At 55.0% G+C, this 19,061-nt stretch carries 29 protein-coding genes and 1 pseudogene; 4 read left to right on the forward strand and 26 right to left on the reverse strand.

The features are described 5' to 3' along the window. Nucleotides 1-111 precede the first annotated feature (111 nt). The 13 genes and pseudogenes from P159_RS20375 to P159_RS0100115 all read right to left on the reverse strand — a co-directional run bounded on the left by P159_RS20375 (nucleotide 112) and on the right by P159_RS0100115 (nucleotide 4,942). Nucleotides 112-312 carry a hypothetical protein gene (locus P159_RS20375; protein WP_029542890.1) on the reverse strand — a complete coding sequence of 67 codons (201 nt, stop codon included), beginning with the start codon at nucleotides 310-312 and terminating at the stop codon, nucleotides 112-114. A 255-nt stretch (nucleotides 313-567) separates the two neighbouring features. Continuing rightward, nucleotides 568-954 (reverse strand): annotated as a pseudogene (locus P159_RS21335) (single-stranded DNA-binding protein). Next, entirely contained in the window at nucleotides 887-1,057 is a 171-nt protein-coding gene (locus P159_RS20380) for a hypothetical protein (protein ID WP_185753607.1), read from the reverse strand. The pseudogene P159_RS21335 and the gene P159_RS20380 overlap by 68 nt, the downstream one beginning before the upstream one ends. Next, a complete protein-coding gene (locus tag P159_RS0100075) occupies nucleotides 1,050-1,325 on the reverse strand; it encodes a hypothetical protein (RefSeq protein WP_029540357.1) in 276 nt (91 codons plus the stop codon). Before P159_RS0100075 ends, P159_RS20380 begins: the two co-directional genes overlap by 8 nt. A gap of 12 nt (nucleotides 1,326-1,337) precedes the next feature. Further along, nucleotides 1,338-1,514 (reverse strand): hypothetical protein, encoded by a 177-nt coding sequence (locus P159_RS20385; RefSeq protein WP_185753551.1) that lies wholly within the window; start codon nucleotides 1,512-1,514, stop codon nucleotides 1,338-1,340. Beyond that, on the reverse strand, nucleotides 1,474-1,935 hold the full coding sequence (locus P159_RS0100085) for a hypothetical protein (protein ID WP_029540358.1): 462 nt from the start codon (nucleotides 1,933-1,935) through the stop codon (nucleotides 1,474-1,476). Before P159_RS0100085 ends, P159_RS20385 begins: the two co-directional genes overlap by 41 nt. Nucleotides 1,936-1,980: 45 nt before the next feature. Then, nucleotides 1,981-2,355, reverse strand: coding sequence for a Holliday junction resolvase RecU (locus P159_RS18140; protein ID WP_051650010.1), 375 nt, complete (start codon nucleotides 2,353-2,355; stop codon nucleotides 1,981-1,983). After that, the gene (locus P159_RS20390) at nucleotides 2,286-2,534 is read right to left on the reverse strand and encodes a hypothetical protein (RefSeq protein WP_185753552.1); all 249 of its coding nucleotides are present in this window, start codon (nucleotides 2,532-2,534) and stop codon (nucleotides 2,286-2,288) included. The genes P159_RS18140 and P159_RS20390 overlap by 70 nt, the downstream gene beginning before the upstream one ends. After that, a complete protein-coding gene (locus tag P159_RS20395; protein WP_185753553.1) occupies nucleotides 2,515-2,676 on the reverse strand; it encodes a hypothetical protein in 162 nt (53 codons plus the stop codon). Before P159_RS20395 ends, P159_RS20390 begins: the two co-directional genes overlap by 20 nt. A gap of 378 nt (nucleotides 2,677-3,054) precedes the next feature. Continuing rightward, nucleotides 3,055-3,879: a hypothetical protein gene (locus tag P159_RS0100100; protein WP_029540359.1), complete on the reverse strand. Its 825-nt coding sequence runs from the start codon at nucleotides 3,877-3,879 to the stop codon at nucleotides 3,055-3,057. 136 nt (nucleotides 3,880-4,015) lie between these two features. Next, complete coding sequence (locus P159_RS0100105) at nucleotides 4,016-4,252, reverse strand: hypothetical protein (RefSeq protein ID WP_051650011.1); 237 nt, start codon at nucleotides 4,250-4,252, stop codon at nucleotides 4,016-4,018. Between the two features lie 13 nt (nucleotides 4,253-4,265). Beyond that, a complete protein-coding gene (locus P159_RS20400) occupies nucleotides 4,266-4,442 on the reverse strand; it encodes a hypothetical protein (RefSeq protein ID WP_185753554.1) in 177 nt (58 codons plus the stop codon). Then, nucleotides 4,442-4,942 (reverse strand): hypothetical protein, encoded by a 501-nt coding sequence (locus tag P159_RS0100115; protein ID WP_029540362.1) that lies wholly within the window; start codon nucleotides 4,940-4,942, stop codon nucleotides 4,442-4,444. Before P159_RS0100115 ends, P159_RS20400 begins: the two co-directional genes overlap by 1 nt. A gap of 75 nt (nucleotides 4,943-5,017) precedes the next feature. Here P159_RS0100115 and P159_RS0100120 point away from each other — a divergent pair, with 75 nt between their 5' ends. Beyond that, nucleotides 5,018-5,233, forward strand: coding sequence for a hypothetical protein (locus P159_RS0100120; RefSeq protein WP_051650012.1), 216 nt, complete (start codon nucleotides 5,018-5,020; stop codon nucleotides 5,231-5,233). On the opposite strand, the gene P159_RS0100125 is transcribed toward P159_RS0100120, so the two are convergent. Then, nucleotides 5,225-5,485 (reverse strand): hypothetical protein, encoded by a 261-nt coding sequence (locus P159_RS0100125; RefSeq protein WP_029540364.1) that lies wholly within the window; start codon nucleotides 5,483-5,485, stop codon nucleotides 5,225-5,227. The genes P159_RS0100120 and P159_RS0100125 overlap by 9 nt on opposite strands. A gap of 210 nt (nucleotides 5,486-5,695) precedes the next feature. On the opposite strand from P159_RS0100125, the gene P159_RS0100130 reads away from it, so the two are divergent. Further along, complete coding sequence (locus tag P159_RS0100130) at nucleotides 5,696-6,199, forward strand: helix-turn-helix domain-containing protein (RefSeq protein WP_029540365.1); 504 nt, start codon at nucleotides 5,696-5,698, stop codon at nucleotides 6,197-6,199. Nucleotides 6,200-6,471: 272 nt separating this feature from the next. Next, nucleotides 6,472-7,494, forward strand: a complete 1,023-nt coding sequence (locus P159_RS0100135; RefSeq protein WP_029540367.1) for a tyrosine-type recombinase/integrase — start codon at nucleotides 6,472-6,474, stop codon at nucleotides 7,492-7,494. A 146-nt stretch (nucleotides 7,495-7,640) separates the two neighbouring features. Here the strand turns inward: P159_RS0100135 and rpsI are convergent, their stop codons facing one another. The 12 genes from rpsI to P159_RS18145 all read right to left on the reverse strand — a co-directional run bounded on the left by rpsI (nucleotide 7,641) and on the right by P159_RS18145 (nucleotide 17,147). After that, complete coding sequence (rpsI, locus tag P159_RS20120; RefSeq protein WP_026760347.1) at nucleotides 7,641-8,033, reverse strand: 30S ribosomal protein S9; 393 nt, start codon at nucleotides 8,031-8,033, stop codon at nucleotides 7,641-7,643. A gap of 24 nt (nucleotides 8,034-8,057) precedes the next feature. Then, entirely contained in the window at nucleotides 8,058-8,498 is a 441-nt protein-coding gene (gene rplM / locus P159_RS20125) for a 50S ribosomal protein L13 (protein ID WP_029540369.1), read from the reverse strand. A gap of 128 nt (nucleotides 8,499-8,626) precedes the next feature. Further along, the gene (gene hslO / locus P159_RS0100150) at nucleotides 8,627-9,511 is read right to left on the reverse strand and encodes an Hsp33 family molecular chaperone HslO (protein WP_029540371.1); all 885 of its coding nucleotides are present in this window, start codon (nucleotides 9,509-9,511) and stop codon (nucleotides 8,627-8,629) included. Between the two features lie 4 nt (nucleotides 9,512-9,515). After that, a complete protein-coding gene (gene yfcE / locus P159_RS0100155) occupies nucleotides 9,516-10,073 on the reverse strand; it encodes a phosphodiesterase (RefSeq protein WP_029540373.1) in 558 nt (185 codons plus the stop codon). Nucleotides 10,074-10,106: 33 nt separating this feature from the next. After that, nucleotides 10,107-10,574 carry a 6,7-dimethyl-8-ribityllumazine synthase gene (ribE, locus tag P159_RS0100160; RefSeq protein WP_029540374.1) on the reverse strand — a complete coding sequence of 156 codons (468 nt, stop codon included), beginning with the start codon at nucleotides 10,572-10,574 and terminating at the stop codon, nucleotides 10,107-10,109. 33 nt (nucleotides 10,575-10,607) lie between these two features. Further along, nucleotides 10,608-11,849 (reverse strand): bifunctional 3,4-dihydroxy-2-butanone-4-phosphate synthase/GTP cyclohydrolase II, encoded by a 1,242-nt coding sequence (locus P159_RS0100165; RefSeq protein WP_029540376.1) that lies wholly within the window; start codon nucleotides 11,847-11,849, stop codon nucleotides 10,608-10,610. Between the two features lie 22 nt (nucleotides 11,850-11,871). After that, the gene (locus P159_RS0100170) at nucleotides 11,872-12,507 is read right to left on the reverse strand and encodes a riboflavin synthase (RefSeq protein WP_029540378.1); all 636 of its coding nucleotides are present in this window, start codon (nucleotides 12,505-12,507) and stop codon (nucleotides 11,872-11,874) included. Nucleotides 12,508-12,517: 10 nt separating this feature from the next. Continuing rightward, complete coding sequence (gene ribD, locus P159_RS0100175; RefSeq protein WP_051650014.1) at nucleotides 12,518-13,675, reverse strand: bifunctional diaminohydroxyphosphoribosylaminopyrimidine deaminase/5-amino-6-(5-phosphoribosylamino)uracil reductase RibD; 1,158 nt, start codon at nucleotides 13,673-13,675, stop codon at nucleotides 12,518-12,520. A gap of 296 nt (nucleotides 13,676-13,971) precedes the next feature. Next, on the reverse strand, nucleotides 13,972-15,492 hold the full coding sequence (locus P159_RS0100180) for a YifB family Mg chelatase-like AAA ATPase (protein ID WP_029540383.1): 1,521 nt from the start codon (nucleotides 15,490-15,492) through the stop codon (nucleotides 13,972-13,974). A 19-nt stretch (nucleotides 15,493-15,511) separates the two neighbouring features. Beyond that, nucleotides 15,512-15,868, reverse strand: a complete 357-nt coding sequence (locus P159_RS0100185; RefSeq protein ID WP_029540385.1) for a YraN family protein — start codon at nucleotides 15,866-15,868, stop codon at nucleotides 15,512-15,514. 18 nt (nucleotides 15,869-15,886) lie between these two features. Continuing rightward, entirely contained in the window at nucleotides 15,887-16,222 is a 336-nt protein-coding gene (locus tag P159_RS0100190; RefSeq protein ID WP_029540387.1) for an EscU/YscU/HrcU family type III secretion system export apparatus switch protein, read from the reverse strand. A gap of 85 nt (nucleotides 16,223-16,307) precedes the next feature. Next, nucleotides 16,308-17,147 (reverse strand): hypothetical protein, encoded by an 840-nt coding sequence (locus tag P159_RS18145; protein WP_051650015.1) that lies wholly within the window; start codon nucleotides 17,145-17,147, stop codon nucleotides 16,308-16,310. 66 nt (nucleotides 17,148-17,213) lie between these two features. Between P159_RS18145 and P159_RS18950 the strand changes: the two genes are divergently transcribed. Continuing rightward, a complete protein-coding gene (locus P159_RS18950) occupies nucleotides 17,214-18,890 on the forward strand; it encodes a hypothetical protein (RefSeq protein ID WP_185753555.1) in 1,677 nt (558 codons plus the stop codon). Nucleotides 18,891-19,061: the final 171 nt, after the last annotated feature.

Consider the following 19,061-nt stretch of genomic DNA (forward strand, 5'->3'; position numbering starts at 1 on the left):
CGCTGATGATGAATTCTGTGGTTTTATCCTCATACTGGATTTTCGTTACGGCGGTGTTACCCTTCATCCAGCCCATGAGCCGGAGGATCTTCTTTCCCCTGTAGGTCATGGCTATTTCCCCCTTTTGGTCATTGCCAGCCTGTCCGGCGTGGCCTTCCAGTTCTCAATCCTCATGTTCTGATTCTTGATTTTCTCTTCCACGCGGGAGTGGTGGCCTGATACTATGCACAGGCCCATAATGATGAACACAGCCAATGTGGAGAACGCCCCCGCAAAAAACCAGATAATCGAATTCATATTAAACTCAAGCACCGTCTTCACGCTCCTTTACTTTGAAGGTCTCATAAAACTGATGCACGGTCATGCTGATAGCAACGTCCTGCCCCCTGTCCACCAGCAGGCGGTCTTCATGTTTCCTATCCTGGTGGAAATGCCATTCTTCCCGGGGTTGAAGTGAATTGCTATCCCGCCCATGTCCCCCATTATGGAAACGCCGTCACATATCGGCTCACAAATCCCTCTCATTGCTCTGTCTCCTTCTGCGAATAGGCTTAGAATGGTATCTCTTCATCTGAAAATATCCCCGCCAAATCCTTCCCCGGCAGGTGGGTGCGCGCCGGGGTTCTGGCCCTGGGGCTTGCTGCCACAGAATTCCATTCTTTCCAGCACCACTTCTGTGGTATAGCGCTTGATTCCGTCCCGGTCTTCATATTGGCGGGTTTGCAAGCGCCCCCTCAGGAGGATTTCCCTGCCCTTCACCAGATTGTTGCCGATTGTCTCAGCCAGTTTGTCCCAGGCTACGCAATTGTGAAAGTCTGCGTGGGGCCGTTCTGGTTTTCCTGCCGGTAGGGCTTATCGGTGGCCAGTCCGAAGGTGGCCACGGGCTTTACCGCTTTGGGTGTACCTTATTTCCGGGTCTTTCGTAAGTCTTCCCTTGAGTATCACTAAATTCATTCCTGCTTTTCCTCCTGAGTAATTCACCTATTCCCATTACTGCTGCAAATCCTGCGAGTGACACCAGCACCCCTGCCAGTATCGCCACTACTGCATCATACATTCATTGCCTCCCATCTTATCGGATAGCCTTTGAGCAGGGCCACATAATAGCCGTAGCTGAGGCCGTGCGCTCTGGCTTCTCTTGCCAGCTGGTCGAGCCTTGCCATGCTTGCCTTTCTTTTCCTGTCCCTGCGGCCGTACACCATTTCTCTGTATGCGTTGCTGTGATGGATAGCCATCCTGCATTCAGGGCAATACTTGGCGTTGCTTTTTTTGCTGGTGACTGTGAAGGTGGCACCGCATAGCTGGCAGGTCATTATCCTTTCCATGTGCGCCCTCCCTCAGACAGCAGCTTCCTCCGGGGTCTCATGAACTTCTCCGTCTGATTCCCACATATTTTCTGAATCATACTTCATGCCGTTGGCCTTGGCCCATTCCTTGGCCCACTCTTCCAAATCTATGCCCGCTTCAAGGTAGCTATAGGGGCAGTTCTTGGCATTGTTGTTGACTGTCTCCACGCGTACTTTCGGAAATCTCGCGGATCAGGCATTTCTTCCAGGCTTTCTTATGGCATTTGCCACAGGTCTTGGGGATAAAGCCGGAATAGAGCTTGGCGAAGTCATCAGCGTTCATGCAGATAGCCCCCGCCATGTCCTGCACTATCTTGTAGTAGTGCTGGGCCTTGTCGTTTGGCACAAAGATGATGTCCATGTGGTGAATGTGCCGGGTGAAGTCCTTGGCTGCGTCGAGGTCGAGGAAATCATAGCGCCGTTTGATGGCTTTCTTGCCCCAGGTGCGACAGGTGCGAAGGTCTTTCATAAATTCCGCATCCACACCCTTGGCCTTCTGGTAGTCTGCTATTACCTGGTCGAGCAAGTCCACCAGCAGCATAATCCGCGTCATGCTGACTTTTTCCGGCTTTGAAAGGTAGTTGTTCATGGTTGTTTCTCCTTTTGGTCATGTGATTGTTTCCGGCAGGCGTGGCTATGCCATCAGGTCTTCCAGCCTTGCACCGCTGGGGCCTATGTAGTCGAGGAAATGAATCACCATATCGGCCTTCACCTCATAGGGGTTCAAATCCTCAGCCGTGGCGTACTTATGGCCATAGATTTCCTTCATGTAGATCCATGTTGCCCAGGGCACCATAAAATACTTTAGTTCGTATCCCTTGCCTATGCCACAGCAGATAAAAGCACCCGCCCCCGCCTTATAGTATTTGGTGAGGATTTCCGCCTGTGTTTCGGTGACGGCGCTGTACTTTATGCGGTCTGTCTGGGTATACTTGGCTTCTATGGCGATAAGACGGCCTCCCCTGAGGCAGCCAATGAAATCGGGGTGCGCCCTAGCGACGAATTGCACCTCTGCCCGCCCCGGGCACGGTCAAGATTCTTCACCACGCGGAAAGGTTCGCTTTCCTTGTGCAGCACCAGACGGCCCTCCTGTTCATACTTCCTTGCCGCCCCCATTATCATGTCTTCCATAATTCGGCCCTGGCTGTTGTTCACTCTGCTGATGTAGCTACGCCCTGCGTCTGGCATCTAAATCCTCCCTCAGTTTCCGGCAAAACTCCTCCTTGGTCATGATGTGAAAGTCCTTCTTTGGATTCCAGTAGGTCTTTGGCTCATGCCAGCGGCGTGTGGTGTGTGGCGACTCTATTCCGCCGATTCCTCTTAGCCTCATATTTCTTCCCCCTCAGGATTTTCTTTTTCAGGCATTTGCGCACGGGATAAAGTTTCGTACTCAATCCCACCAGCCATGTCAGAGATATTTCTTGAATGTACCTGAAATAGCGCCAATGGTGGTCTGATACCCGCTCACATTTGCCACAGGTCTGGTAATGGCAGTCTCCTATCACGCCCGTGTCCTTGCACCAGGCGAAATTAGGGCAATACCAGCAACAGATAGGCCGCTTTTTGTGGGATAGCTTGCATTTTTCATCCTTGCAGTAGTAACGGGTCACGGCTTTGCCTCCTTTGTGGATAAGTATGTGAATAACTCTGTTTATTCTGTGGATAAAACTGTGAATAAGCCTTTATCCTGTGAATAACTTTATATTGTCTACCCGTCACGCTCATAGACAGCGTGCTGGTAGGGGTAGCCGTCTATTGTATAGCCGTTGTAACTCAATTCCTTTACGACATGGTAGCCTTTTGGGGCTTTGATTTTGTCGCTGTAGGTATCATGGCGGGTTATCTGCTGGGTGACAGCCCTGGTGCGGATAAGGTTCTTGCTGGGGCAGATGCGGGAACGCTTTGACTTGATTTCTTTTATCTCTGCATCCAGCTTCTTCACATCCAGCCCCGCCTTCACCGCCTGGGCTTTCGCATTCAGTTTGGTGGTCAGCACGTCTTCTTTTGTCATGTAGGCCGCCAATCTTGCCGCGTCCATGGCCCGGGCCTCATAGGGCTTGAAGTGACAATCTCCCAGCCCCCATGCCTTTTCCATTTCGGCCTTCATCTGGGGGAAGGGCACCCCCGGCAGGAAAGGGAGAATGATATGGCCATGGAGCCTGCCCTTGCCTGTGATGTTTTCGTGTACGGCTATGTATTTCAAATCCTGCCCGTGCTTCTTATAGAAGGTGCGCAGATTTCTGATCATCTTCGCGTACTCTGCCTTGAATCTCTCCACAGGGACTTTTTCAGACAGAGTAAAGGAGGCCCACCAATCCCCGGGCTTGAAATTGTCCATTATTAGGCGGGTCAGTTTCTCCGTCCTGTGTCTGAGGTTTATCTTCTCCTGGGTTTCGGTTGTGCTGCCTCCTGCCCTGGGCCTCCTCCTCTCTCTCACCAGAGGATTCTTTGGCATAGCCCGGAGGGAGTGGTACTTGTCCTCTATGAAAATACTTTTATCGTGGGATACCCACCTTTTCTTCATGTAGGCCATGGCTGTTTCTCCATCTGTTTTTGGCTGTGAGATTCCTTGATTTCTGCATGGTTATACAGGATATTTGTCGTAATACTAATTCCTTAAACAAGCCCGGAAAGCGGTGCAAAACACCGCCCTCCGATTTGCCTGCCGGTCAGAGGGAATAGCCTCCCTTGGCTGCTGCTTCCCTGATTTGTGCTTCAGTGAATCCTGTGTACTCCATAAATAATTTGGGGCTGATGTAGTAAGAGAATTTCGGTTTCCTGCCGGTGGTGCCAGTGGGCACCGCCTGGCCGAAGGGCAGGAGGTTTCTCTGCAAGCCGATGCGGATAAATTGCGGCCCCTTGCCCATCATGGAGGCTGCCAGCTCCGGCATGATTTTTCTGATCATAGCGCTCCCTCCCTTAGGCCGTGGCGCTCTTGAAGTTCAGGGGCGTGGCGGTGAGTATGGCACCTGCCAGCCTCAGAATGGTAGCCTCCCCGCCCATTTTGCGAATAGCCTCGATGACTTCCATGGTTTCCCGGCGGGCCTGTTCGTTCTTCAATGCTTCACGCAGGGCATCTTCTGTGGACACATACATCAGTTATCGCCTCCCTCTTCCTTTTCAGATTCTTCTTTCTGTTCAAATTCCAATTGTTGCTGGGCACGCTTGCCCTCTGCGTAGAGTATGATTTCATCACAGAGGAGCTTTGCCACGGCGCTGCATTTCTCTGCCCAGGTCTGGGCGTTCTCCAGCGTGTATTTCTCCATGTGGAGAGGCACCGCCGGGGATTCAAAGTCGAAGTCCAGGCCGTTCTCCAGTCCCAGGCTCACGCCCAGGGTCAGAGTGGGGTTGCCAGCCTTAGGATATTTGATGCTGGCACCGGCTATGGTGGTATAGTTGATTCTGCTTGCGGGGATAAGGCACAGGTAGGGGATAAACTGTCCAAATGCTTCCAGTGTGCCCTCCAGCTCCGGGCGGGGGAATTCCCTGCTCTTGCATTGTCTCTCTTCACCGCCATATTCTTCCCATCTGACTATGTAAACTTTCGTGCCGTCTGCTTTCTCACGTATCGACACACCTAATGCTCTTTTGCCCATAGGCATCCTCCCTTCCATGGCAGGAACGCCCCGCCCCCTGTCGAATACCTCCCCCATAAAAAGGAGGTGATTGAAATGTTCTTCTATGATAGTCCTGCCGGCCTTTTCACTATTCAGCTGGAAGATGGTCGCTACACCTTGCGACTGAATGGCGAAATTTTAGGCCGTTACCATGCCCCCCATGCGGCGGCAGATGATGTCTACACGCAACATACGGGTGAAAGCACCTGGGATAATATCCCACTCCCCATTGATACCCCTACAGGAATAGATGAATGGGATTCAACGTAAGGGGTCAGTATCCGGCTTGTGAGTGATGGAAATACGGTAATTGCCACACTCGCAACGGTAGACAAGTGTCTGTCTTTCTTCTCCATGAATAGCAAAAACCGTTTTGGCCTTGTATGCTTCATGACATTTGGAGCACGCAAGGCCCCCTTCTTCTGTCTTGATGGTTCCATACCACTCCTGCAGGATTCCATCCCCTACTATGCGGGTGACTTTATCCTCATGGTAATAGTTCGGTATCCCCTCAAATACCATCCGCCCCCTCCTTTCCGTCAGCGCCACTATTCTAAGAATAGTGCTATACTGGCCCTTTAGGGCCAGTTCGCAAACTCAGTTACAGTTTTTGTAACTCAGTAATCTTTATACAGCTATATTAAATCACTCAGTTACTTATGTCAAGATATTTATCTTGATTTATGTCACTCAGTAATATAAAATATTTTTCAAAGGAGGTGAAAAATATTTATGGAAACGTCAAATATCAACACTCGTATAGAGGTTTTACGCAAGTCACTAAGGTATAACCAGGCAACTTTTGGCGAAAAAATCGGCCTTGGTGGCGGTGCCATAGGCAAGATGGAGCGCGGGGGCACCGTCACCGACCAAAACATCAAGCTGATCTGCGAAAAGTTCAACGTGCGCCGCGCATGGCTGGTGGACGGTGAGGGGGATATGTACGATTCCCCGGAAAACTCCCTGTTCGCCAACTTCGCCAAAGAGTTCAATCTGAATCAGGCAGAGCAAAACCTTGCCCGCTTCTTCCTCACCCTGCCAGCAGAGGAACGGCGGCAGATGCTCAAATATGTCACCATGCTGGCCGATGCCATCCAGGGGAAGGAAGCCCCGCCCCCAGGCAGCGACATTGAAGCAGAGGTGGAGGCCTACCGCAAGGAGCTGCAGGATATCCACGCCGCTGGCGCTCAAGGCAAGCAGCCCCCCTCAGAAGATACCGCGCCCAAAAGGGCATAACAAAAGAGCCGCCTGCCAAAACAGACGACCCCGCCATTATTTTCCAATTCCCAAAAGAAAAGAGCCGCCCACAGCCATAGGCGGCTCTTTTAAGAAAGGAAGTTATGCCAATACCCTCCATCCATCTAAGCAAAAAGCCCCAGCAGTGGAGATTTGCTGGGGCTTTGTACGAACCTCATGACCGATAGGCTCGCAGAGAAACAACCTAAGGATATTATAGCCCACTCTCTGCAGCCTGTCCCACTATCAAACAAAAAAGGGACGGTGATTTTATGAGATTGCCAAATTCTTCCGGGAGCGTCACCAAATTGCCCGGCAAAAGGCGCAAGCCTTACGCTGTCCGGGTCACAGCCGGCTGGACAGATGATGGCAGGCAGATACAAAAGTACCTGGGATATTACGCCAAACGTACTGAGGCCATTGCGGCCCTTATGGCGTACAACGAAAATCCTTATGATCTGGACAGCCACAAGGTCACTTTTGCCGAACTATATGAGCGCTGGGGAGAGAATAAGTATTCCGGGGATATTCCAAACTGCTACAAGGCCGCCTATAAGCGTGTCCCCCATCTTCATAAAATGGCCTTTGTGGATATCCGCAAGCGCCACATTCAGGGAGAGGTGGATGCGTGTGAGTTGGGGTATTCCACAAAGAAGAATATCAAGACGTTATGCAACAAACTCTGCAACTTCGCCATTGATTTGGAGCTGGTGACAGCCAATGTGGCCACCACCGTGGAGCTGCCGCCCTCTGAGGATAGCGACATGCACAATCCTTTCACTGATGCAGAACTGGCCCTACTCTGGCAGCACACTGATGATGAAGGTGCCAGGTTCGCGCTCATCCTGTCCTATACCGGCCTGCGCCCCACTGAGCTATTGAAAATCAAGGTAGCAGACGTACACCTGGACGAAAGGTATATGATGGGTGGCCTGAAAACCCCCGCCGGCAAAAACCGGGCCATTCCCATAGCAGAGAAGATATTCCCCTTCATTGCCGAAATGTATAGTCCTGATAACGAATACCTGGTCATTGATAGCCGTGACGGAAAGCCAATGAAAACCTATGACAGGCTCCGTGACCATATCTGGGAGAGGTCTCCCATCATAATGGGCCTGCCCACTGAACACTTGCCTGGTGATGGCCGTCACACTTGCGCTTCCCTGCTGGATAACGCAAAGGTTGACTTGAAAACCATGCAGTTAATTCTCGGCCACCGCTCCGCCAATATTACCCATCGTGTCTATACCCATAAGACAATCCAGCAGCTGGTTGAAGCTATAAACCTAATCTGATTTGTAACTTGTACGTAACTTGTGTGTAACTTTTAGAGTAAAAAATACCCCTCTGTATTGATACACTATTTCTTTACAGAGAATTGAAAAAGCCCGCCACCATTGAGGTGACGGGCTTTTGTAACTTTCCCTTCGTGCTGTATAAATCAGCGCTTGGAGAACTGGGAAGCCTTGCGGGCTTTCTTGAGGCCGTACTTGCGACGCTCCTTCTCGCGGGGATCGCGAGTGACGAAGCCAGCCTTCTTCAGAGCCGGACGGAGCTCAGCATCCATCTCCATGAGCGCACGGGTGATACCGTGGCGGATGGCGCCTGCCTGGCCGGACACGCCGCCGCCAGCAACGTTGGCGATGACGTCATACTTGTCAACAGTCTCAGTGAGGTTCAGAGGCTGACGAACGATGAGTTCGAGAGTCTTGAGACCGAAATACTCTTCCATGGTACGACCGTTGATCGTAACCTTGCCCTCGCCTGGAACCAGACGAACACGGGCAACAGAGGATTTCCTGCGGCCGGTGCCGTAGTAGCTTACTTGTGCCATGTAATATGTTCCTCCCTATCCAGATTAGCGAATGTTAAGCTCGAGCTTCTCGGGCTTCTGAGCTGCATGCGGATGCTCGCTGCCAGCGTAAACGCTGAGCTTGCGGTACATCTGAGCGCCGAGGCGGTTGTGCGGCAGCATGCCCTTGATGGCGTGCTCCAGAACGCGCTCCGGGAAACGCTCCAGCATGTGGCCTGCCTGGGTGAAGGTAGTGCCGCCCTGGTAGCCGGAATGACGGAAATAAGTCTTGTTGATGAGCTTCTTTCCAGTGAACTTAACTTTCTCTGCATTGATGACGATGACATAATCACCCGTATCAACATGCGGAGTAAAAGTCGGTTTATTTTTACCGCGAAGAACTTTTGCGACTTCGGCTGCGAGGCGGCCGACAGTCTGGCCTTCAGCGTCTACAACATACCATTTACGCTCGATATTGGATGCGTTTGCCATAAACGTTGTCTTCATGCGATTTCCCCCCTATTGGTTTTCAAATATCATTTCGATTGCGCTGCCTGAGCACCGGCTTCCGGGGCTAATGGACGCCTTTGCCTTGACATCACATAGAACTATTCTATAGAAAAAGCATTTGCTCGTCAAGAGTTTTTTTGTTTTCCTGAAAAGTTTTTTATAGCCTGCAGCTCTTCTCTATCGAACTGATATTTCTCACCGCAGAAATGACAGACAACCTCTGCCTGGCCATCCTGGATAAGGCTGTCAATATCCTTCTTGTCAAGGCTGGCCAGCACGCCGCCGATGCGCTCCTTGGAGCAGTGGCAGCGGAAGGCCAGGTCCGTGGTGGACAGGCAGCTCACCTCAAAGCCTTCCAGCAGTTCCTCAATGATGCCCTTGGCATCAAGTCCCCGCTCCACCATCCTGGAAACGGAGTTGACTTTCCTGAGATTCGATTCCAGCTTATCAATAACCTCATCAGAGGCCCCGGGCAGGGGCTGGATGATGAAGCCGCCGGCACCGATGCACTTGAATTCCTTGTCCACCAGCACTCCCAATCCCACGGAGGAAGGAGTCTGCTCAGACACATAGAGGTAATTCATAAGGTCATCGGCTATCTCCCCGTCCGTCAGCTCGCAGCTGCCGGAGACAGGCTCCTTGAGACCCGTGAAACGGGTGACGGTTACGAGGCCGTTTGTGCCTACACCGCCCCCCACATCAATCTTGCCCAGGCTGTTCAAAGGAAGGTTCACATGGGGCTCCCCCACGCAGCCGCGCACATAGCCCTCAGGGGTAGCATCGGCGGTCACAGTGCCCAGAGGACCGCCGCCGTTGAACTTGATAGTAATGGCTTCCTCATTCTTGAGATTGGCCGCCATGAGCAGCGCCCCGGTCATGGTGCGCCCCAGCGCCGCTGCTGCCACGGGATAGCAGTCATGGCGGGAAATGGCCTCATTCACGAGCTTCGTGGTCACCGCCGCATAGATGCGTACGCCCTCGGCGGTAGCTTTTACTAAATGGTCTTTCATTATACTAAAACTTCAACTCCTGCAAAACTTCGTCCGTATCCAGATCATAGATGCGGATGCCCTCATCGTCCATCACCGCTGCCGTCTGGCGTCCGTCCTCCCGCTTGGAGAGGGCCGCAGAACCGGGGTTGAGGAAAATGGTATTGCCGCGCTTCTCCAGCACCGTAATATGCACATGACCGCTGATGAAGACATCGGCCTTCAGGTGAGATGCCATCTTGTCCTTTTCCTCATTGGACATGACGCTGTCCCCATGGGTGACGATGATGCGGCGTCCCTCCTGCACCACATAGGCGTAGGGAGCCTGCACCGGCAGCTCCAGGCAGCTGGCATCCACAGAGGAATCGCAGTTGCCCTTGGCGATGATCACCGGCACAGGGCACTCATTGATACGCTGCACCAGGCCTGCGGGATTGTAATCCTCCTTCATGGGATTGCGGGGGCCATGATAGAGCACATCCCCGGCATGGAGAATCATATCCGCATCATGGAAATGCTTGTCAAAAGCCTTGGCCCAGGCCCCTTCATGGCCGTGGGTATCGCTAATAATGCCTATTTTCATGGAATTGCCTCCTAAACACCAGCAGAGAAAACCTTAGCCAATCTTCTTCAAGAGGTTGGCCATCTCCATGGCAGCCATGGCGCTGTCGGAGCCCTTGTTGCCAGCCTTGGTGCCGGCACGCTCGATGGCCTGCTCGATATTCTCGGTAGTGACCACACCGAAGATGGTGGGAATGCCGCTGTTCATGCCCACCTGAGCCACGCCCTTGGAAACCTCGTTGCACACATAATCATAGTGAGTCGTGGAACCGCGGATAACCGCACCCAGGCAGATGACAGCGTCATACTTGCCGCTCTCAGCCATCTTCTTGGCCACTACGGGAATCTCGAATGCTCCCGGCACCCAGGCCACGTCCACATCCTCATCAGCCGTCTCATGGCGATGCAGGGTGTCCAGCGCGCCTCCCAGCAGCTTGGAAGTGATGAACTCGTTGAAACGGGCTACTACGATGCCGAATTTCAGGCCTTTGCCAGTTATATAGCCTTCCAGTACATTTGCCATTTTCTTTTCCTCCTAAGTATATGAAATAAGAATTTATTTGCCTTCCAAAGTCTCTTCCGAAAGCTTGTGGCCCATCTTGGCCTTCTTAACCCTGAGGTAGCGCTTGTCGAACTTGTTGGCCTTGACCTGCAGGGGCACCCGCTCCACGATTTCCAGACCGTAGCCCTCAAGGCCTGCCCTTTTCGCCGGGTTATTAGTCATAAGGCGGATGCTGGTGAGGCCCAGGTCGGAAAGAATCTGGGCACCGATGCCGTAATCCCGGAGATCCGGGGCAAAGCCCAGTTCCACATTGGCCTCCACCGTATCTGCCCCCTTGTCCTGCAGGGCATAGGCGCGCATCTTGTTGGCCAGGCCGATGCCGCGGCCCTCCTGGCGCATGTAGAGCACAACGCCCTCGCCCTCAGCCTCGATTTTCTTCAGGGCCAGGGCCAGCTGGTCGCCGCAGTCGCAGCGCAGGGAGCCCAGGGCATCTCCCGTAAGGCACTCGGAATGTACGCGCACCAGCACATCCTTCTTGCCAGCCACATCTCCCTTGACGATGGCCAGATGGCACTTGCCGTCCAGCTTGCTTTCGTAGGACTTGATGCGGAAATGGCCGAACTTGCTGGGGAAATCCACATCTGCCACCCGCTGGATAAAGGTTTCCGTGCGCTTGCGGTATTCAATGAGGGCCTTGACGGTGATGATGTTCAGCCCGTGCTCTGCCGCAAACTCAATGAGGCGCGGGGTGCGCATCATGTGGCCGTCATCGTCCATAATCTCAACGCAGAGGCCTGCAGGATAGAAGCCTGCCAGCCTTGCCAGGTCCACCGTAGCCTCCGTGTGGCCTGCCCGGCGCAGCACGCCGCCCTCCACAGCCCGCAGGGGGAACACATGGCCGGGACGGCGGAAGCTGGAGGCCTTGGCGGTGGGGTCCAGAAGCTTCTTGATGGTCTGGCAGCGTTCAAAGGCGGAAATGCCCGTATCCGTATCAAAGGCATCAATGGACACGGTGAAAGCCGTCTCGTGATTGTCCGTATTGTTCACCACCATCTGGCCGATGTTCAGCTCGTCCAGGCGCTGGCCGTCAATAGGAGTGCATATTAGGCCCTTGGCGAATTTCGCCATGAAGTTGATATCCTCGGGAGTCACAGTAGCGGCGGACACTATGAGGTCCCCCTCATTCTCCCTGTCCTCATCATCCACTACCACTACCATCTTGCCATGCTTGATGTCCTCGATGGCCTGTTCCACCGTGGCAAATTTATCCTTGTAATCAGCAGCCTGTTCAGACATGTTTTTAGGCTCCTTTCCTATCTCAAAATCCATTCTGCAATAAAAACTCCCGGGTAAGGCCGCTTTGCTTTTCCTTAGCCTCGCTCCCCCGCAGGAGTTTTTCCACATACTTGCCCAGCACATCCGTCTCGATGTTGATGGGGCTGCCCTTCTGCTTGGCGTGCAGGTTGGTCACCTCACGGGTATGGGGGATAAGGCTCACGGTGAAATCCGTCTCCGTCACCGCCGCCACCGTCAGGCTGATGCCATCCAGGGCCACAGAACCCTTCTCCACAATATAATGGAGGATTTCCGGCGCCGCCTGCACCTTCAGCAGGACCGCATTGCCCTCACTGACAAAGGACTCCACTTCCCCGGTGCCGTCAATATGGCCGCTGACGATATGGCCTCCCAGGCGGCTGGAAAGAGTCAGGGCCCGTTCCAGATTCACTGGACTGCCCTTCTTCAGCTCCCGCAGGGCCGTGCGCCTGATGGTCTCAGGCATTACATCGGCAGTGAAGTGCCGCTTGTCAAAGCTGGTGACCGTCAGGCAGATGCCATTGACGGCAATGCTGTCCCCCAACTGCACATCCTCCAGCACCTTGTCAGCAAAAATGGAAAGGCGGCCCGAGCCGATGCTGTCTACCCTGCCCAATTCTTCGATAATGCCAGTAAACAACCTTCCCACCTCAGCTTTCTTCCACGTCCATCTGCAGCCACAGGGGCATATCTTCCTTCTGCACATAGCCGGTGAGCAGCACATCTATGCCCACCGTCTCGGCCTCCAGGCGGGTAAGCTCTGCAGCTTCCGAAAGCTCTGCAAAGCCCTCCCCTTCTACAGGTGTCTTGGCCTCCCTGCCCCCAATGATCTTTGGAGCCACAAAGGCGTAAACCTTGTCCACCAGTCCGGCTTTCAGCAGGGAGAAATTTACTGTGCCACCGCCTTCCACAAAAACAGAGGTGATGTCCCTCTCCCCCAGTGCCCTCATGAGCAAAGCCATATCCACTTGGGGACCGGGGCCGGCCACTATTATCTCAGCGCCAGCCGACTTCAAAGCTTCCACTCTTTCTTTAGGGGCAGCTTCCGTCACCGCAATAAGGACAGGTGCCGCACCATCTGTCAAAAGCTTGGAATCAAGCGGCGTACGGGCCATGCTGTCTGCGATAATCCGCACGGGATTTTTTCCCAGGCCGCCTTCCAGCCGTGTGGTGAGGCTGGGGTCATCAGCCAGCACCGTACCAATGCCTGCCAGGATGCCGTCATATACATCCCGGTACTCGTGCACCCTGCGGCGCGCCGCCTCTCCGGTAATCCACTGGGAAGCCCCCGTAAAGGTGGCAATCTTGCCGTCCAGGCTCATGGCAGTCTTCATGGCCACCAGCGGCAGCCCCGTCTGAATCCATTTCAGGAAAGCTTCATTGAGCCGTGCTGCCTCTCTGGCCAGCACGCCGCACTTGACTTCAACGCCCGCTTCCTCCAGAATGGCAATGCCCTTGCCTGCCACCTTGGGATTGGGGTCCTGCAGGGCTATCACCACCCGGGCGATGCCCGCCTCAGCCACCGCCTTGGCACAGGGCCCCGTGCGGCCATAGTGGGCACATGGTTCCAAGGTCACATAGAGCGTTGCCCCCTTGGCCAGTTCCCCAGCCATGCGCAGGGCATGGATTTCCGCATGAGGCGTCCCTGCCTCACGGTGCCAGCCCGTGGCAATGATGCGCCCCTCCCGGACTATCACCGCCCCCACCAGGGGATTGGGCGAAGTGCGTCCCCGGGCGTTTTCCGCCGCCCGCAGAGCCTCCCGCATATAATCTTCATCCGTCACCAAACTCACCTCGCTATAAATCATTTAATGAGGCAAAGTTCTTCAAACCAAAAAGCCCCGCAGGAGAAAACTCTTCTGCGAGGTCTTTGCATGCAAAATAAAGCCTAACATGCCTTTTCTCATCCAGACTATTCCGCAACAGCTGCTACGGAGAAGCAAAGCTTCACTGTCGGCCACGGAATCTCGCCGTGTCGTGCTCCAACCATCAGGAGCTTGCGGGCTGTACCGCCGGTGGGGAAATTCTCCCCGCCTCAAAGAGCGATGTCTCATCAGCTAATAGCATAACATAATTTTTCAGATTTTTCCATAGGCAAATGCACTTAAAACTCACTGTCGCTGTCATTCCTGAGCTGTATGGCTTCGGCTATATGACCGGCCTCTATATTTTCCGCCCCGGACAGATCAGCTATCGTCCTGGCCACCTTCACAATGCGGTCATATGACCTGGCAGACAGGTTCAGGCTTTTGAAAGCCTGCTCAAGAAGCTTCTGCGCCTGAGGTTCCAGGTTGCAAAGCTTTTGCAAAAGAGCATGATTCATCTGGGCGTTGCAGAACAGATGGTACGCTCCCAAACGCTTCAGCTGTACCTCTCTGGCCGCCAAGACCCTCTTGCGTATCTGGCTGGAAGATTCCGCCCGCTTCCTGGAAGAAAGCTCCTCATACTTCACCCTGGGCACCCTGATATGGATATCTATGCGGTCAAGCAGCGGGCCTGAAATCTTTTGATTGTAACGCTTGATTTCCGCAGGCGTGCACCTGCAGTCCTTTTCTTTGTCCCCAGCCCAGCCACAAGGGCAGGGATTCGCAGCTGCGATCAGGATGAAACTAGAGGGAAAGGTCAGGGAGGCATGAACCCTGGAAATGGTGATCTGCCTGTCTTCTATGGGCTCGCGCAGCACTTCAAGAGTCTTCTTGCTGAACTCTGGCAGCTCATCCAGGAAGAGCACGCCATGATGAGCCAGCGTCACCTCTCCTGGCTTCGGCACGCTGCCGCCGCCAATCAGGGCCGTCATGGAACTGGTATGATGAGGACTGCGGAAAGGCCTCTCCTTCACCAGACCCTTGCCCGAGAGCAGCCCGGCTATGCTGTAGATTTTCGTCACTTCCAACGCTTCTTCCCTGGTCATCTCCGGCAGGATAGAACTCATACGCCGTGCCAGCATAGTCTTGCCTGCACCCGGCACCCCCACCATGAGCACATTGTGGCCTCCTGCAGCAGCGATTTCCAGTGCCCGCTTGGCCTGATACTGCCCCTGCACATCGGCGAAATCATCCGCAAAATCCCGGTCTGCCCTTTCCTCTGGCTGAGGCCTGGCCGGCTCCAGCGCCTCCTGGCCATTCAGGTAGCGCACCAGCTGGCCCAAATCACTCAGGGCATACACCGTCAGTCCATCTACCAGCAAAGCTTCTTCTGCATTTTCTTCTGCCACAAAGATATTTTCAAAGCCCGCCTCCCTGGCTTTCACCGCCATAGGCAGGACACCCTTTACTCCACGGCACTTCCCTTCCAAAGAAAGTTCCGCTGTAAAAAGGCTCTTCTCCACACTTTCCTGGGTGACAGTCCCATAGGCCGTCAAAAGTCCCACAGCGATGGGCAGATCAAGACCTGAGCTATCCTTCTTCAGATCTGCCGGGGCAAGGTTGATGGTGACCCGCTCCTGCCGCAGCTTGATGCCCGTATTGCGGATAGCGGTGCGCACACGTTCCTTTGATTCCTTCACCGCTGCATCCGGCAAGCCCACTATATCCATGCCCGGCAGGCCGGAGCTTGCATCAACCTCCGTGGTGATGATCACCCCATCCACCCCCAGGGTAGCCGCTCCGAATGTTCTGGCAAACAATCCCTACTCCCCCTTTCCTCTACGCTTCAAAGGCTCCCGTCAAATGCCTGATATGGCAGGTCTCGCCATGAGCATAGACTTCCAGCACGTCAAAACGGCAGGGGCACTCTTCCAGATGCCTCTGCCTCAAATACCATTTTGCTGTCATGATGATCTTCTGCTGCTTGCGATAGCCCACAGCCTGGGCAGGCTGGCCGCATTTCCCTGAGCGGCGGGTCTTCACCTCTGCAAAGACAAGGATATCCCCTATGCCCGCCACAATGTCAATCTCCCCTGCGGGCACTCTGAAATTCCGCTCAAGTATCTCATAGCCGTGACGCTTCAGATAGAGAGCCGCAGCTTCCTCGCCGCGGCTCCCCAGGCTCTTGTTATCCATCCGCAGGACCTTCTTTTTCTACCTCTGGTTGTTTTTCTTGCGACGCTCCCCGGCGTGCTTGTCTATGCGGTAGACATAAGCCATGACCTCTGCAATGGCCCGATAGAGCTCCGGGGGTATCTCCCTGTCTATATCCAGCGCCATCAGCATATTCACCAGGGTCTTGTTCTGATATACCGGCACAGCAGCCCTTTGAGCCGCCGCCATGATATTTTCCGCCACATAGCCCCTGCCCTTGGCCACCACCTTGGGGGCCCTGTCCCTTTCCATATCGTAGCGCAGAGCCACCGCTTTGGCTTCTGCATTAGGATCGGTTTCCGGCTCCTCTATGGGACGGCTCCCCCTCCTGGGCATATCTCTCACCTGCCTCGTTATCCCATTTCCTCTCTGCTCTTATTCGCTTCCCAGCCCGCTATTCCTGCCTGCTGACAGACTTTTCTCAGATAAAACGCCGCTCTCCCACAGCCCCTACCTTCAGCTCATTGAGTTTCAGATTATCTGAGCCTCTAAGGGCCCGCCTTATATCCTGCATGCTGGCCCGGAATTCATCAGCAATCTCAGAATCCGAGAAGAAAAGCCTCATATCCAGCTGGTTTTCGTCAAAGACCCGGCAGGTAAGCTCCACTGCCCCGATATTTTCCGTCAGCACGCAAAGCCTAAGCCAGGTTTCCTTTTTCAGATAACCAGTTTCCGGATCCTGCCTGGCCTCGTCGTAAACATGAATATAGGAAGGATAGCTCTGCTCATTTTCTCCTAAATACATGGGCATCATAAAACTCAGGGCCCGCTGCCCCTGCACCACGGAATTATCCCCTGACATGGAACCCCGCATGGCCAGCACGAAAGCCGCTACGTCACGGCTTGCATTTTTCAGCTGCTTGCCATTCATCTGGCGGGTATTAGCCATATCGCAAAGCTGCATAAAGGCATAGAGCCTGGGAAGGTCGGGTATATTCTGCTGCAAAGCCGCCTGCTGGACAGTGACGGGCACGTTCTGCTGGCAAAGGCGGATAAGCTGCTGCAGCTGTCTGGCCTCCTGCTCCCCCATGGTGCTCTGACGGCCATTGACAAAATTCTGCAGAAGCTGGGCATCCCGCTGGGTAAGCTGGGCGTTCTTCAAGAGCAGCTGAGCCAGATCCTTCATGGTTTCCATGGTCTGAGGAGTGTTCTCCATAGTCTGGCTCATAAGCTGTGCCTTGGCCTGCTGCATGGCCTCCTGCTGAGGAGAATTTGGCTGGGTGAGCTGCCCCTGCTGATGCTGCATCCGCAGCTGTTGCATAAAGAACGGTTCCTGCTGAAGAGTCTGATTTTGTTGTGACATTGATTGCTGCCCCTGGGGCGTCTGTTGCATCTGCTGCCCCTGCTGCGGCATGGGCTGCTGGCCCTGGGGCATCTGCTGGCCTTGCTGTGGCATAGCCTGCTGCCCTTGGGGCATCTGCTGCATCTGTTGCCCCTGCTGCGGCATGGGCTGCTGGCCCTGGGGCATCTGCTGCATCTGCTGACCATGCTGCGGCATGGGCTGCTGCCCCTGGGGCGTCTGTTGCATCTGCTGCCCCTGCTGCATCTGTTGCATCTGCTGCCCCTGCTGCATCTGTTGCCCCTGCTGCGGCATGGGCTGCTGGCCCTGGTGGGGTGCCTGCTGCATCTGCTGGCCTTGCTGTGGCATAGCCTGCTGCCCTTGGGGCATCTGCTGCATCTGTTGCCCCTGCTGCGGCATGGGCTGCTGGCCCTGGGGCATCTGCTGCATCTGCTGACCATGCTGCGGCATGGGCTGCTGTCCCTGGGGCATCTGCTGCATCTGCTGGCCCTGCTGCATCATGGGCTGCTGGCCCTGGGGCGTCTGCTGCATCTGCTGGCCCTGCTGCGGCATGGGCTGCTGTCCCTGGGGCATCTGCTGCATCTGCTGGCCCTGCTGCATCATGGGCTGCTGTCCCTGGGGCGTCTGCTGCATCTGCTGGCCCTGCTGCATCATGGGCTGCTGGCCCTGGGGCGTCTGCTGCATCTGCTGGCCCTGCTGCGGCATGGGCTGCTGTCCCTGGGGCATCTGCTGCATCTGCTGGCCCTGCTGCATCATGGGCTGCTGTCCCTGGGGCGTCTGCTGCATCTGCTGGCCCTGCTGCATCATGGGCTGCTGACCCTGGGGGGTCTGCTGCATCTGCTGGCCCTGTTGCGGCATAGGCTGCTGACCCTGGGGCGTATGCTGCATCTGCTGGCCCTGCTGAGGCATAGGCTGCTGCCCCTGGGGTGTCTGCTGCATCTGCTGGCCCTGCTGCATCATGGGCTGCTGGCCCTGGGGCGTATGCTGCATCTGCTGGCCTTGCTGGGGCATTGCCTGCTGCCCCTGGGACGTCTGCTGCATCTGCTGGCCCTGCTGAGGCATAGGCTGCTGCCCCTGGGGTGTCTGCTGCATCTGCTGGCCCTGCTGAGGCATAGGTTGCTGCCCCTGGGGTGTCTGCTGCATCTGCTGGCCCTGCTGAGGCATAGGCTGCTGCCCCTGGGGTGTCTGCTGCATCTGCTGGCCCTGCTGGGGCATGGGCTGCTGCCCTTGGGGCATCTGCTGCATCTGTTGGCCTTGCTGCATCATGGGCTGCTGGCCCTGGGGAGTCTGCTGCATCTGCTGACCCTGTTGCGGCATGGGCTGCTGGCCCTGAGGCGACTGCTGCATCTGCTGACCCTGCTGCCCCTGGGGCATCTGCTGGCCCTGTTGCGGCATAGGCTGCTGCCCTTGGGGTGTCTGCTGCATCTGCTGGCCCTGCTGGGGCATAGACTGCTGCCCCTGGGGCGTTTGCTGCATCTGTTGCCCCTGTTGCGCAGCCTGCCCCTGCTGTCCCTGCTGCGCAGCCTGGCCCTGCTGGGTCTGCTGTCCCCGCTGGCCCTGTTGAGCTTGTTTCTGCTGAGGCGGCTGTCCGCCCTCCGTAGTGGCTGGTCTGGGCATGAAGAACTGCACCAGCTGCTTCAGAAATCCCAGAGTGCTTCCTTCTTCGAAGGGCATAATGGAAGGCTGGCCTTTGGGCTGCAATGACAAGAGCAGCTGCTGCATTTCCTGGGGCAGCTCGTCAAAATTCTTATCCAAAAGCATCTCAAAGGAAGCCTTCAGCAGCAGCACCGGCTCCAGTATCTTGCCCTCAGCACTGCCGCTGCTCACCATGGCCTTGAGATTGGTCAGAAGCACCTGCATAGTATCACTGACAGC

The organism is Selenomonas sp. AB3002 (assembly GCF_000702545.1).
In the GTDB taxonomy this organism is placed as follows: Bacteria; Bacillota; Negativicutes; order Selenomonadales; family Selenomonadaceae; genus Selenomonas_B; species Selenomonas_B ruminantium_A.